At 72.7% G+C, this 14497-nt stretch carries 11 protein-coding genes and 1 pseudogene; 5 read left to right on the top strand and 7 right to left on the bottom strand.

What is annotated here, in order from left to right:
• Positions 1-67: 67 nt before the first annotated feature.
• From valS to FKM96_RS16955, 5 genes and pseudogenes are all read left to right on the top strand, one after another.
• Positions 68-2776 (top strand): valine--tRNA ligase, encoded by a 2709-nt coding sequence (gene valS / locus FKM96_RS16975; RefSeq protein ID WP_147796226.1) that lies wholly within the window; start codon positions 68-70, stop codon positions 2774-2776.
• 291 nt (positions 2777-3067) lie between these two features.
• Positions 3068-3892: a transporter substrate-binding domain-containing protein gene (locus FKM96_RS16970; protein WP_147796225.1), complete on the top strand. Its 825-nt coding sequence runs from the start codon at positions 3068-3070 to the stop codon at positions 3890-3892.
• A gap of 1 nt (position 3893) precedes the next feature.
• Positions 3894-4736: an amino acid ABC transporter permease gene (locus FKM96_RS16965; protein ID WP_147796224.1), complete on the top strand. Its 843-nt coding sequence runs from the start codon at positions 3894-3896 to the stop codon at positions 4734-4736.
• Positions 4733-5509, top strand: a complete 777-nt coding sequence (locus FKM96_RS16960) for an amino acid ABC transporter ATP-binding protein (RefSeq protein WP_147796223.1) — start codon at positions 4733-4735, stop codon at positions 5507-5509. The genes FKM96_RS16965 and FKM96_RS16960 overlap by 4 nt, the downstream gene beginning before the upstream one ends.
• A gap of 191 nt (positions 5510-5700) precedes the next feature.
• Positions 5701-7516: pseudogene (locus FKM96_RS16955) on the top strand (long-chain fatty acid--CoA ligase).
• A gap of 92 nt (positions 7517-7608) precedes the next feature.
• On the opposite strand, the gene FKM96_RS16950 reads toward FKM96_RS16955, so the two are convergent.
• From FKM96_RS16950 to FKM96_RS16920, 7 genes are all read right to left on the bottom strand, one after another.
• Positions 7609-8811: a hypothetical protein gene (locus FKM96_RS16950; RefSeq protein ID WP_147796222.1), complete on the bottom strand. Its 1203-nt coding sequence runs from the start codon at positions 8809-8811 to the stop codon at positions 7609-7611.
• Positions 8812-8975: 164 nt separating this feature from the next.
• Positions 8976-9341: a chorismate mutase gene (locus FKM96_RS16945; protein WP_147796221.1), complete on the bottom strand. Its 366-nt coding sequence runs from the start codon at positions 9339-9341 to the stop codon at positions 8976-8978.
• Between the two features lie 31 nt (positions 9342-9372).
• Positions 9373-10659 (bottom strand): ATP-dependent Clp protease ATP-binding subunit ClpX, encoded by a 1287-nt coding sequence (gene clpX, locus FKM96_RS16940; protein ID WP_147796220.1) that lies wholly within the window; start codon positions 10657-10659, stop codon positions 9373-9375.
• 257 nt (positions 10660-10916) lie between these two features.
• Positions 10917-11627: an ATP-dependent Clp protease proteolytic subunit gene (locus FKM96_RS16935; protein WP_147796219.1), complete on the bottom strand. Its 711-nt coding sequence runs from the start codon at positions 11625-11627 to the stop codon at positions 10917-10919.
• Positions 11628-11668: 41 nt separating this feature from the next.
• Positions 11669-12289, bottom strand: coding sequence for an ATP-dependent Clp protease proteolytic subunit (locus FKM96_RS16930; RefSeq protein WP_147796218.1), 621 nt, complete (start codon positions 12287-12289; stop codon positions 11669-11671).
• Positions 12290-12469: 180 nt separating this feature from the next.
• Positions 12470-13861, bottom strand: a complete 1392-nt coding sequence (gene tig, locus FKM96_RS16925; RefSeq protein ID WP_147796217.1) for a trigger factor — start codon at positions 13859-13861, stop codon at positions 12470-12472.
• A 185-nt stretch (positions 13862-14046) separates the two neighbouring features.
• Complete coding sequence (locus FKM96_RS16920; RefSeq protein WP_147796216.1) at positions 14047-14484, bottom strand: hypothetical protein; 438 nt, start codon at positions 14482-14484, stop codon at positions 14047-14049.
• Positions 14485-14497: the final 13 nt, after the last annotated feature.

Raw genomic sequence — 14497 nt, 5'->3', positions numbered from 1 at the left:
GCGTTCGCGTCCCGGTCACGTCCCGCCGCGTCGGGAAGTCCCCGGACATCTGGGAAGATGTGTGCCCATGACCGACCTGTCCCCCGCCGCCACGCCCGCCGCACCCCCGACGACCGCCGCCGCGGCCGTACGCGCGGTGCGCGAGGTACCGGACCGGGTGTCGCTCGACGGCGTCGAGGACCGCTGGGACGGCGCGTGGACCGAGCAGGGCACGTACGCGTTCGACCGGTCGAAGACCCGCGAGCAGGTGTACTCCATCGACACCCCGCCGCCCACCGTCTCCGGCTCGCTTCACGTGGGCCACGTGTTCTCGTACACCCACACCGACGTCGTCGCCCGGTACCGCCGCATGCGCGGCGCCGAGGTGTTCTACCCGATGGGCTGGGACGACAACGGCCTGCCCACCGAGCGCCGCGTGCAGAACTACTTCGGCGTGCGCTGCGACCCGTCGCTGCCGTACGACGAGGGCTTCGAGCCGCCGCACGTCGGCGGCGAGGGCAAGAGCGTGAAGGCCGCCGACCAGGTGCCGATCAGCCGGCGCAACTTCGTCGAGCTGTGCGAGCGGCTGACCGTCGAGGACGAGCAGCAGTTCGAGGCGCTGTGGCGCCGGCTCGGCCTGTCCGTCGACTGGTCGCGCACCTACCAGACCATCTCCGGCGAGGCCCGCGCCGTCGCCCAGCAGGCGTTCCTGCGCAACCTCGCCCGGGGCGAGGCGTACCAGGCCGAGGCGCCGGGCCTGTGGGACGTGACGTTCCAGACCGCCGTGGCGCAGGCCGAGCTCGAGGCCCGCGACTACCCGGGCGCGTTCCACAAGGTGGCCTTCCACCGCGGCGGTGCCGACCCGGTGTTCATCGAGACCACCCGCCCGGAGCTGCTGCCCGCCGTCGTCGCGCTCATCGCGCACCCCGACGACGAGCGCTACCAGCACCTGTTCGGCACCACGGTGACCAGCCCGCTGTTCGGGGTCGAGGTCCCGGTGCTGGCGCACCCGGCCGCCGAGCCGGACAAGGGCGCGGGCATCGCGATGTGCTGCACCTTCGGCGACCTGACCGACGTGCAGTGGTGGCGCGAGCTGCAGCTGCCGACCCGCTCGGTGATCGGCCGCGACGGCCGCCTGGTCCGGGACACCCCGGACTGGATCACCGACGAGGCCGGCCGCGCCCTGTACGGCGAGCTGGCCGGCAGGACGACGTTCTCGGCGCGCGAGGCGGTCGTGGCCGGCCTGCGCGAGTCGGGTGACCTGGACGGCGAGCCGCAGGCGACCCAGCGCAAGGCGAACTTCTTCGAGAAGGGCGACAAGCCCCTCGAGATCGTCACCTCGCGCCAGTGGTACATCCGCAACGGCGGCCGCGACGCCGACCTCCGCGAGCAGCTGCTCGCCCGCGGCACCGAGCTCGGGTTCCACCCCGACTTCATGCGCGTGCGGTACGAGAACTGGGTCGGCGGCCTGAACGGCGACTGGCTCGTCTCGCGCCAGCGGTTCTTCGGCGTGCCGTTCCCGGTCTGGTACCCGGTGTCGGCCGAGGGCGAGGTCGACCACGACCACCCGATCCTCCCCGGAGAGGACCAGCTGCCGGTCGACCCGTCGTCCGACGTGCCCGCCGGCTACACCGCCGAGCAGCGCGGCGTCCCGGGCGGCTTCGTGGGCGACCCCGACATCATGGACACCTGGGCGACGTCGTCGCTGTCCCCGCAGATCGCGGGCGGCTGGCGCACCGACCCCGACCTGTTCGAGCGGGTGTTCCCGATGGACCTGCGCCCCCAGGGCCAGGACATCATCCGCACCTGGCTGTTCTCGACGGTCGTCCGCTCGCACCTGGAGCACGGGTCGCTGCCGTGGAAGGACGCGGCGATCTCGGGATGGATCCTGGACCCCGACCGCAAGAAGATGTCGAAGTCCAAGGGCAACGTCGTCACGCCGATGGGCCTGCTCGAGGAGCACGGCTCGGACGCGGTCCGGTACTGGGCGGCCTCGGCCCGCCTCGGCACCGACGCGGCGTTCGAGGTCGGCCAGATGAAGATCGGCCGCCGCCTGGCGATCAAGGTGCTCAACGCGTCGAAGTTCGTGCTGGGCTTCGGCTCGGCCGAGCAGGGTGCCGCGGCGCTCGACCCCGCCCTGGTCACCGTGCCGCTGGACCGCGCGATGCTCGCCGGCCTGGCGGACGTGGTCGACCGCGCGACGGCGGCGCTCGAGGCGTACGACCACACCCGCGCGCTCGAGCTCACCGAGACGTTCTTCTGGACGTTCTGCGACGACTACCTCGAGCTGGTCAAGGACCGCGCGTACGGCGCGGGCGCTGCCGACGCGGACGTCACGGCCGAGACGGCGTCGGCGCGCGCCGCGCTGAACCTCGCGCTCGACGTGCTGCTGCGGCTGTTCGCCCCGGTGCTGCCGTTCGCGACCGAGGAGGTCTGGTCCTGGTGGCGCGAGGGCTCGGTGCACCGCGCGCCGTGGCCGGACGCGGACCCGCTGCGGGCCGCCGCGGGCGACGGCGACCACGCCGTGGTCGCGGCCGCGGGCTCGGCCCTGGCCGCGCTGCGGAAGCTGAAGTCCGAGGCCAAGGTCTCGATGCGGACCGAGATCCTGCGGGCCCGCCTCGAGGTCCCGGCGACGCTGCTGCCGGGCGTGCAGGTGGCGCTCGGCGACGTCCGCGCCGCGGGCCGCGCCACGGGCGAGCTCGACGTCGTCGAGGTCCCGGACGCCCCGGACGCGACGGTCGTGGCCCGGGACGCCGAGCTGCTCCCGCCCGAGCCGAAGCAGAAGCCCACGGCCTGACGGCGCCACGCGCACGACGAGGGCGCACCCCCGCGCGGGGGTGCGCCCTCGCGGCGTCTGCGGGGCCGCCCGCGCAGACGCCCCGGTCCCCACCGGATTCTCGCGCCGCCACCCGCCGGATCGGTGGGTGGCGCGAGGATCGGGTGGCGTTCACGCCCGGTTCCCGCGCGGGGTGCGGGTGCGCGCCGGCGTGGCAGTCTGGGACTCTCGTCCCCACCGGGACTGGTTATGCATACGTATCGTCGCGAATGTATAGTCTTGCGGCCGGTCTTCCCCCACCAGGAGTCACCCATGCGCACCCGCACCCTCGCCGCCCTGCCCGCCGCCGTCGCGGCGGCGCTGCTGCTCGCCTCCTGCGGCGGCAGCGGCGACGACGCCGCCTCGTCCGACGGCGGGGTCCAGCTCGTCAGCGACGGCACCCTCACCCTCTGCACGAACCCGCCCTACGAGCCGTTCGAGTACGAGGAGGACGGCGAGGTCGTCGGCCTCGACATCGCGATCGTCAACGAGGTCGCCACCGACCTGGGCGTCACGCTCACCACCAAGGTGACCCCGTTCGAGGGCATCCAGTCCGGCGCGGACCTCAACACGGACAACTGCGACGTCGTCGCCTCGGGCATCACCATCACCCCCGAGCGGCAGCAGAAGATCGACTTCTCCGACCCGTACTTCGACGCCGACCAGGGCCTGCTGGTCCCCGAGGGCTCGGACATCGACTCGGTGGAGACCCTCGAGGGCAAGACCGTCGGCGTCCAGCAGGCCACGACCGGCGAGACCTGGGCCACCGACAACGGCCTGCAGACCGTCCAGTTCGAGGACCTCGGCCTGCAGATCCAGGCGCTCAAGACCGGCCAGGTCGACGCGGTCGTCAACGACATCGCGGTGCTCGGCCCGTACGTCTCCGAGGGCTTCGAGGTCAGCGCGAACTTCTCGACCGGCGAGCAGTACGGCCTGGGCGTGAAGCAGGGCAACACCGCGCTGCTCGACCAGATCAACGCCACCCTGGAGCGGATCCGCGAGGACGGCACCTACGACGAGCTCTACACCCAGTACATCGGCACCGCGCCGATGAGCTCGGAGACCGCGTCGGCGTCGCCGAGCCCGTCGGACGGCTGACGTGACGACCACGTCCACGCCGGCGCCCGGGACGCTTCCCGCGTCCCGGCGCCGGTGGAGCCCGCGCCGGCGCGCGCGGGTCTTCCGGCTCGCCCAGTACGCGCTGCTCGTGGTCGTCCTGGTGGCGGTCGCGCTGGCGATCGACTGGGAGAACGTCGGGACGAACTTCTTCAACACCGACGCCATCGCGGCGATCGCCCCGCAGCTGCCGCGGGCGTTCCTCAACACGATCACGTACACCGCGGCCGGGTTCGCGGTGGGCCTGTCGCTCGGCACGGCCCTCGCCCTGATGCGGATGTCGTCGGTCGCGCTGTACCGGTGGATCGCGATCGTCTACATCGAGTTCTTCCGCGGCATCCCGGCGCTGCTGGTCGTGATCTCGTTCGGCTACGCCGTGCCGATCGCGTTCGGCGTGAACATCCCGTCGGTCACGACGAAGGCCGCGCTCGCGCTCGGCCTGGTCTCCGCCGCCTACATCGCGGAGACGCTGCGCGCCGGTCTGCAGGCCGTGCCGAAGGGCCAGGTGGAGGCCGCGCGCTCGCTCGGCATGTCCCACGGCCGCACGCTGCGCCAGGTGGTCGTCCCGCAGGCGTTCCGGATCGTGCTGCCGCCGATGACGAACGAGCTGATCCTGCTGACGAAGGACACCTCGCTCGTGTTCCTGCTCGGCCTGGCCGTCAGCCAGTACGACCTCACCAAGATCGGCCGCGACGCGCTCAACAGCGCGCAGGGCGGCCTGACGCCGCTGTTCCTCATCGGCGCCTGCTACCTGCTCATCACGCTCCCCCTGGGCCAGCTCGCGCGGTACCTGGAGAAGCGCACCGGCGCGAGGAGCCGCACATGACCGCCGCCGCACCGACCGGCGCCCCCGTGGTCCGGATCGCCGGCCTCCGCAAGGCGTTCGGCGAGCGCGAGGTGCTCACCGGCATCGACCTGTACGTGCACGCCGGCGAGGTCGTCTGCGTGATCGGCCCGTCGGGCTCCGGCAAGTCGACCCTGCTGCGCTGCGTGAACCTGCTGGAGGAGCCGACGGGCGGCGCCGTCGAGGTGCTGGGCGTCGACGTGACCGACCCGGACGTCGACATCGACCAGGTCCGGACGCACGTCGGGATGGTGTTCCAGCAGTTCAACCTCTTCGCGCACAAGACCGTGCTGGAGAACTGCACGATGGCCCAGCGGGGCGTGCTCAAGCGCTCCGCGGCGGAGGCGGACCGGATCGCCCGCGCCAACCTCGAGCGCGTCGGCCTGGCGGACCGCGCGGACGCGCACCCGGCGCAGCTGTCCGGCGGGCAGCAGCAGCGGGTCGCGATCGCCCGGGCGCTGTCGATGGACCCGCAGCTCATGCTCTTCGACGAGCCGACCTCCGCCCTCGACCCGGAGCTCGTCGGCGACGTGCTCGGCGTCATGCGGGACCTCGCCGACGGTGGCATGACGATGATCGTGGTGACGCACGAGATGGCGTTCGCGCGCGACGTGGGCGATCGCGTGGTCTTCATGGACGGCGGCGTGATCGTCGAGGACGGCCCCGCGGACCAGGTCATCGGGGCGCCGCGGGAGGCGCGCACGCAGACGTTCCTGCAGCGGGTGCTGGACCCGACGCACACCGACGTGGCCTGACACCCGGCGCGCCGCCGCGCCACGCACGACCCCGACCGGGTCGTCGGGATCCCACGATCCCGGCGGCCCGGTCTTGTCGTCCCGGGTCCCGGGTGGGCGCTCAGGCGGCCGATAGCATGGCGCGAACGGTCGTCGCCGCTCGTCAGCGCGGTGCGCGCCCCGGTCCCCCGACCCCCGCACCAGGAGCACCGATGCGCGAGTTCAGCGCCGACACGCCCGCCCCGCACGACCCCGCGCTCAACGTGCCCGGCCTGCTGCTGCGGCGCCTGGCCCGCGGTGCGTCGAGCGTGATCTTCGAGCGCTCGACCGGGCTCGGCGGCTCGTGGGCGCCGGTGACGGTCGCCGAGTTCGTCCGCGAGGTGACCGCCCTCGCGAAGGGCCTGGTCGCGCAGGGGCTCGAGCCGCGGCGACCGCGTCGCGATCATGTCCCGCACCCGCTACGAGTGGACGCTCACCGACTTCGCGGTGTGGTTCGCCGGCGGCGTCGGCGTGCCGGTCTACGAGACGTCCTCGGCCGAGCAGGTCGAGTGGATCCTGTCGAACTCCGGCGCCTCGCTCGTCGTCGTCGAGACCGCCGCGCACGCCGCGGTCGTCGGCCACGTGCGCGACGCCGTGCCTGCCGTGCGCGAGGTCGTCGTGGTCGACGAGGGCGGGCTCGCCGACCTGGTCGCGGCCGGGACCGGCGTCGAGGACGCCGAGATCGAGCGCCGCCGGTCCCTGGCCACCGCCGCGGACCTCGCGACGATCATCTACACCTCGGGCACGACGGGCCGGCCCAAGGGCGTCGAGCTCAGCCACGGGAACTTCGTCGACAACGCCCGCAACGGCGTCGCCGCGCTGACCGAGGTGTGCGCGACCCCGGGGTCCCGCACCCTGCTGTTCATGCCGCTCGCGCACGTGTTCGCGCGTTTCATCCAGATGGTCGCGATCGAGGCGGGCTCCCCGCTGGGCCACACGCCCGACACCCGGAACCTGCTCGCCGACTTCGCGTCGTTCCGGCCGACGTACATCCTGGCCGTCCCGCGGGTGTTCGAGAAGGTCTACAACTCCGCCGAGCAGAAGGCCGGCCACGGCGCGAAGCTCAAGCTGTTCCGCTGGGCCGCCAAGGTGTCCATCACCTACTCCCGCGCCCTCGACACCGCCTCCGGGCCGTCCGCGCAGCTCAAGGCCGCGCACGCCCTGGCGTCGTCCCTGGTGCTGCGCAAGCTCCGGGACGCGATGGGCGGCTCGCTGCGGTACGCGATCTCGGGCGGCGCCCCGCTGGGCGAGCGGCTGGGCCACTACTACCGCGGTCTCGGCCTCGTGGTGCTCGAGGGCTACGGCCTGACGGAGACCACCGCGCCGTCCGCGGTCAACCGCCCCGGGCTCATCAAGATCGGCACCGTCGGCCCCGCGTACCCCGGCACGTCGCTGCGGGTCGACGACGACGGCAACGTGTTCGCGAAGGGCCCGCACGTGTTCCGCGGCTACCACGACAACGCCGCGGCCACCGCCGAGGTGCTGGACGCCGACGGCTGGTTCGCGACCGGGGACATCGGCACCCTGGACGACGACGGCTACCTGCGGCTCACGGGCCGCGCCAAGGAGCTCATCGTCACCGCGGGCGGCAAGAACGTCGCGCCCGCCGTGCTGGAGGACCGGTTCCGCGGCCACCCGCTGGTCAGCCAGGTCGTCGTCGTCGGCGACGGCCGCCCGTTCATCGGCGCGCTGGTCACCCTCGACGCCGACATGCTCCCCGGCTGGCTGTCCATGCACGGCCTGCCGCCGATGGACGTCCGCGCCGCGGGGAGGCACCCCGAGGTGCTGGCGGCCCTCGACCGCGCCGCCGCGCGCGCCAACGAGGCCGTGTCCCGCGCGGAGTCCATCCGCAAGGTGCGCGTGCTCGACGGCGACTTCACCGAGGCGAACGGCTACCTGACCCCGTCGCTCAAGGTGAAGCGCGCGCTGGTGCTCAAGGACTTCGCGGCCGACGTCGAGGAGCTCTACGTCGACACCCGGGAGCACTGACCGCGCCTCCGCGCGCTTTCAGTGGAAGGTTCTGACCGACACGCCGTGCGCGCGCCGGTCAGAACCTTCCACTGTCCGGGGGACTCGCGGGATCAGACCACGTCGTGCAGCCGGCGCTGGTCGGCCGACTGCGTGGGCACCGCCTCGCTCGGCGTCGACCCGTCCGTGTAGCGCAGCACCGCGCCCACCCCGTCGACCGCCTCGACCTGCCCGTCGAGCGCGATCGCGAGCCCGGCGTCCTGCCCGAGCGCGGCGCGCAGCAGCGCCACGTCGGCGGGCATCCGCCGCGCGCCCTCGGTGACGCCGATGCCGGCCAGGTCGTCCTCGCTGGACGCGATCTGCAGCGGGTCCGGGCCGACCCACAGCTGCCGGTCGCCGAGCGCCGAGCCGGGCAGCGTGACGTCCTCGTGCAGGACGAGCTCGCGGACCTGGCCGCGCTGCAGCACGGTGACCACGTCGTCGACGGAGGTGACCGCCGCTCCCCCGCGGCCGAGCTCCTCGCGGTAGCGCGCGAGGGTCTCCTCGCGCCGGCGCTGCCGGAACGCCTCGAGCGCCTCGGCGACCCGCTGGTGGAACACGTCCTGCTTGACGCCGTCGGCGCGGGAGCCGCCCGGGACCTCGACGAGGACGTCCTTGGTCCGCGGCGCCACCGCGTGGCAGAGCAGCGAGACCGCACGGACGTCACCGGTGACGAGGACGATCTCGGGCTTCTTCTCGACCACCTGCTTGTCGAGCTCGGCGGCGACCGTCTCGGCGTTGCGCTCCCAGGAGTCCTCGGCGCGCATCTGCACCCGCCGGGCCTTCCAGCCGTCGCCGCTCTCCTTGACCTTGCGGAGCTCGTCGTGGTCGCCCTCGACGGACTCCTTCTGCGCGGTGCGCAGGCCCGAGCCGTCGGACCAGGTGAGGTCCGCGCCCTGCCGGTCGACCTCGACCAGCAGGAACCGCGTGGCCTGGTCCGCGGCGCGCACCGCCGGCAGCAGCACCGGCACGTCGTCCAGGTGCGCGGTCGACTGCGCCGGGGACTCCTTGAGCACGCGGTCCACGACGACGCCCTCGGCGTCCGCGATCAACACCCGCCCGTGCGGGCCGGCGACCCCGGTGGGCCGGGTCACCCGCTCCTCGATCTCGTCCAGCACGGCCGCGGCCGCCCCCGAGCGCTCCAGCTCCTTGCGCAGGGCCCGCCACCGGCCCGCGACCTCCTCGTCGCCGGACGCGTCGGCACGCGTCGCGTCGAGGTGGATGGTGATGAACGGGGCGGGACGTCCGAGCAGGGGCTTGAGCCAGTGCAGTTCCACGAGCGACCTCCGAGGGTCCGGTTGCGTGGGTCGTGCCGGCGCAGCGCCGTCCGGGCCGCACCGACCGACCGGTCCTGACCCCTCCCACCCTCTGACAGCCAGTCGCACCGCGCCACCCCGGAGGGCGGCGAGTTCCCGGCCGGGCGCCTCGCGGACCGCGGCGGTCAGTCGGTGACCGGGTCGTCCGAGGCCGTCGCCGGGGCGCGCTGGCCGTCCGGCCCTGCCGCGATCTCCTCGTGGTGCCGGATGACCTCCTCGACGATGAACGCGAGGAACTTCTCCGCGAACACCGGGTCGAGGTCGGCCTGGTGCGCGAGGTCCCGCAGCCGCGCCACCTGGCGCGCCTCGCGGCCCGGGTCGGACGCGGGCAGCCCGAGCCGGGCCTTGAGCACGCCGACCTGCTGCGTCGCCTTGAACCGCTCCGCGAGCAGGTGGACGAGGGCCGCGTCGATGTTGTCGATGCTGCCGCGCAGGCGCGCGAGCTCGGGCGGGAGCGCGGGGGTGCCGGCCGGGGTGCTGGAAGTCGTCACGCCCCCGATCGTAGGGGGCGTGACGACGAGGTCAGGCGCTCTTCTCGCGGGGCGTGCGCTTGGCGGGCGCCTGCCGCGGGACCAGCGTCGGGTTGACGTTCTCCAGGACCACGCCGCGGTTGACGACGACGCGCTCGACGTCGTCGCGGCTCGGCACCTCGAACATCACCTGCTGGAGGACCTCTTCCATGATCGCCCGCAGGCCGCGCGCGCCGGTGCCGCGCAGCAGCGCCTGGTCGGCGATCGCCTCGACCGCGTCCTGCGTGAACTCGAGCTCGACGCCGTCGATCTCGAACATCCGCTGGTACTGCTTGACCAGGGCGTTGCGCGGCTCGGTGAGGATCCGGACGAGCGCGGACTGGTCCAGCGGCGACACCGTGGTGATGACCGGGACGCGCCCGATGAACTCGGGGATCAGCCCGAACTTCAGCAGGTCCTCCGGCATGACGTCGCCGTAGACGTCCTTGTCGTCCGCGCTGTGCAGCGGGGCGCCGAAGCCGATGCCCTTGCGGCCCGAGCGGCTGGTGATGATCTCGTCCAGCCCGGCGAACGCGCCGGCCACGATGAACAGCACGTTCGTCGTGTCGATCTGGATGAACTCCTGGTGCGGGTGCTTGCGGCCGCCCTGCGGGGGCACCGAGGCCGTCGTGCCCTCGATGATCTTGAGCAGCGCCTGCTGCACGCCCTCGCCGGACACGTCCCGCGTGATCGACGGGTTCTCGCTCTTGCGGGCGATCTTGTCGATCTCGTCGATGTAGATGATCCCGGTCTCGGCCTTCTTCACGTCGAAGTCCGCGGCCTGGATGAGCTTGAGCAGGATGTTCTCGACGTCCTCGCCCACGTAGCCCGCCTCCGTGAGGGCCGTGGCGTCCGCGATCGCGAACGGGACGTTGAGCATCCGCGCGAGGGTCTGGGCGAGGTACGTCTTGCCGCAGCCGGTGGGGCCGATCAGCAGGATGTTCGACTTCGCGATCTCGACCGAGTCCTCGGCCTGCGCGGTGCCGACCGACGGGGTCGCCTCGCCCGCCTGGATGCGCTTGTAGTGGTTGTAGACCGCGACCGCGAGCGACCGCTTGGCGGGCTCCTGGCCGACGATGTACTGCTCGAGGAACCCGAAGATCTCCTTCGGCTTGGGCAGCTCGACCATCCCGATCTCGGTGGCCTCCGCCCGCTCCTCCTCCATGATCTCGTTGCAGAGCTCGATGCACTCGTCGCAGATGTAGACGCCCGGACCCGCGATGAGCTTCTTCACCTGCTTCTGCGACTTCCCGCAGAACGAGCACTTGAGAAGGTCCGCGCCGTCCCCGATGCGAGCCACGTGCGTCCCCTTCCCTCGGTGCGACCGGTCGGTCGCGAGTCACTGCGCTCCCGGGCGGGCCGACCACGGCCGACCGCCCATCGGTCCATTGCACACCACGGCGGGCCCGGTGTCAGCCCGCCACGCACCGGGCGCCGGGCGTGTCGGACGGGTTCGCCCGTCCGGCGGTGCTCGCGCGCCCCGCCACGGCCACCCTGGAGGCGGTCGCGGCGGGGCGCGCGGGGTGCCGCGGGGGCCTCAGCGGCCCCCGGGCGGCGTCACGGCTCGACGCGGGTCGCGATCGCGCCCTTGCGGCTCTCGAGCACCTGGTCGACGATCCCGTACTCGTGCGCCTGCTTGGCGGTGAGGATCTTGTCGCGCTCGATGTCCTGACGGACCTTGTCCAGCGGCTGGCCGGTGTGGTGCGCGATGGTCTCCTCGAGCCACTCGCGCATCCGGATCAGCTCGTTGGCGTGGATCTCGATGTCCGACGCCTGGGCGTAGCCGCCGCCCTCCATCGCGGGCTGGTGGATCAGCACGCGGGCGTTCGGCAGCGCCAGGCGCTTGCCCGGGGTGCCCGCGGCCAGCAGGACCGCGGCGGCCGAGGCCGCCTGGCCGAGGCACACCGTCTGGATCTGCGGCTTGATGTACTGCATCGTGTCGTAGATCGCGGTCAGCGCGGTGAACGAGCCGCCGGGCGAGTTGATGTAGAGCGTGATGACGCCGTCGGGGTCGGTCGACTCCAGGACCAGCAGCTGGGCCATGATGTCGTCCGCGGAGGCGTCGTCCACCTGCACGCCGAGGAAGATGATCCGGTCCTCGAACAGCTTGGTGTACGGGTCCTGCCGCTTGAAGCCGTACGCCGTGCGCTCCTCGAACTGGGGCAGCACGTAGCGGGACGACGGCGAGGTCGCGACGGACCCGGCGGTGCCGCCCCAGCCGCCGGCGAGGCGCCCGGCGCGGGCGATGAACTGCGACTCGGTGCTCACGAGTTCTCCTTACGAGGTCTGTTCTGGTCGGCGGGGGTCGGTCAGGCCGCGGTGCCGCCGCCGCCGGTGACGGCGCCGGCGTGGGTGACGACCTTGTCGACGAACCCGTACTCGAGGGCCTCGGGGGCGGTGAACCAGCGGTCGCGGTCCGAGTCCGCCGTGATCTGCTCGACCGACTTGCCGGTCTGCTCGGCGATCAGCTCCGCGAGCACCGTCTTCATGTGCAGGATCAGCTGGGCGTTGATGCGCACGTCGGTGGCGGTGCCGCCGATGCCGCCGGAGGGCTGGTGCATCATCACGCGGGCGTGCGGGGTGGCGTAGCGCTTGCCCTTGGCGCCCGAGGAGAGCAGGAACTGCCCCATCGAGGCCGCCATGCCCATGGCCACCGTGGCGACGTCCGGCTGGATGTACTGCATGGTGTCGTAGATCGCCATGCCCGCGGTGATCGAGCCGCCGGGCGAGTTGATGTACAGGAAGATGTCCTTGTCCGGGTCCTCCGCCGCGAGCAGCATCATCTGGGCGCAGATGGCGTTCGCGTTCTCGTCCCGGACCTCCGACCCCAGCCAGATGATCCGCTCCTTGAGGAGCCGGTTGTAGATGGAGTCGTTGAGGCCGAGTCCCCCGGACTCTGCCCGGGCGATGGCCGGCGTCTGGTCGTTCACGAACGCTCCCTCGATCAGGACTGGTTGCTTGTCAGCGACCCTAACGCCCGGCCCGCCCGGCATCAGTCCCGGTCGGGCCCCGTTTCGCTGTCGGCGCAGGGGGTGCACCCGGCCCGGGACGCGCGGAGGGCCCCGCACCGGTGACGGTGCGGGGCCCTCGCGTCGTGCGGGTGCCGGGGCTCAGGCCTTGGCGTCCTCGGCGGGCGCCTCGGTGGCCTCGGTCGCGTCCTCGTCGCCCTCGGCGGCCGCGGTGGCGGCGTCCTCGAGCGCGGTCTGCGCCGCGTCCTCCTCGTCGGTGCCGATGTACTCCGACAGGTCGACCGCCGCGCCGGAGCCGTCGACGACCGCCACGTGCCGCAGCGCGACCGCGAGGGCCTTCGAGCGCGCGACCTCGGCGACCATCGCGGGGATCTGGCCCTGCTGGTCGATGGTCTGGATGAACGTGTTCGGGTCCATGCCGTACTGGCGGGACGCGCTCACGAGGTAGTCGACGAGCTCGCCCTGGTTGACCTTGACCTCGAGGTTCTCGGCCAGGGTGTCCAGGAGGATCTGGTTGCGCAGCGCGGTCTGCGCCTGCTCCGTGACCTCGGTGCGGTGCACGTCGTCCTCCAGGCGGCCCTCGGACTCGAGGTGGCGGTGCACCTCGGCCTCGACGGCGCCGGCGGGGACCGGGATCTCGAGCTGCTCGAGCAGCTGCTCCAGGAGCAGGTCGCGGGCCTGGACGGCCTGGTTCTGCGCCTTGATCTTGGTGGCCTGCTCGCGCAGGTCCGCCAGGAGCTCCTCCACCGTGTCGAACTCCGACGCCATCTGCGCGAAGTCGTCGTCGGCCTCGGGCAACTCGCGCTCCTTGACGGAGGACGCGGTGACGGTGACCTCGGCCTGCTCGCCGGCGTGGTCGCCGCCGACCAGCGTGGTCGAGAACGTCGTGGTCTCGCCGGCCGACAGGCCGGTCAGCGCCTCGTCCAGGCCCTCGAGCATGTTGCCCGAGCCGATCTGGTAGGAGACGCCGGAGACCGTGTCGACCTCCTCGCCGTCGATCTTGGCGACCAGGTCGATCACCGCGAAGTCCTTGTCGGCGGCCGGGCGGTCGACGCCGACCAGGGTGCCGAAGCGCTCGCGCAGGGTGTCCAGGCGGCCCTGGACGTCCTCGTCGGTGATCTCCGAGTCGTCCACGGTCACGGACAGGCCGTCGAGCGACGGGATCTCGATCTCGGGCCGGACCTCGACCTCGGCGGTGAACACCAGGTCGCCGTCGGTCTCGCCGGGCACCAGGCCGGGCACCTTCGTGACGTCGACCTCGGGCTGGCCGAGCGGGCGCAGCTTGTTCTCGCGGACGGCCTCGGCGTAGAAGCCGGACAGCCCCTCGTTGACGGCGTGCTCCATGACCGCCGGGCGGCCGACGCGCTGGTCGATGATCCGCGGCGGGACCTTGCCCTTGCGGAAGCCGGGGATGTTCACCTGCTCCGCGATGTGCGAGTAGGCGTGATCGATGCTCGGCTTGAGCTCGTCGTACGGAACCTCGACGGTCAGCCTGACCTTGGTGGGCTCCAGGGTCTCGACGGCGCTCTTCACTTCAGTGCTCTCCAACTGCTCGGATTCGTCTGCGCCGGGGTGCCCGGCGTGGGCGCTGGGGCGGGCCGGTCGGGCGGTTCCCCGCTCTACCCCGAGGGGCGGCACGCTTCGGCGCGCGCGGGCATGGCTCGCCGCACCGGCCCACGAAGCCTACGCCACCGCGCCACGCCGCCGCCAAAGCAGGCTCAGGTCCGGCGGCGGCCCCGCCACGCGCGCCACGCGCCGGTCGACCACAGCGACCACGCGACCAGCAGGCCCTGGCCGGGCAGCCGGGCGAGCCGCTTGGCGTCCGTGTCGAGCCCGAAGGCGTCGGTGTGCGTGAGGTACTGCGACACGTTGCCGGGGAAGATCGCGACGAAGAACGCGGCCGCGGCCCACCCGACCTTCGCGCGGTGCCGCGCGGGCGCGACGGCGAGCGCCGTGCCGAGCGCGATCTCGACGACCCCCGAGCCGAGGACGACGAGGTCCTCGTCGAGCGGCACCCACGGCGGGACCTGCGCCCGGAACTCCTCGCGCGCGAACGTGAGGTGGCTGGTGCCGGCGAACGCGAGCACCGCCCCGAGACCGACCCGACCCACCGTCCGCGCGAGGCCGCCGCCCCGCCGCGCCTGCTGCTCCGCCATGTCCGCTCCCTGG

The sequence above is a fragment of the Cellulomonas sp. Y8 genome (assembly GCF_008033115.1).
Taxonomy (GTDB): Bacteria; Actinomycetota; Actinomycetes; order Actinomycetales; family Cellulomonadaceae; genus Cellulomonas.
This window is presented reverse-complemented; position numbering and strand designations above follow the sequence as displayed.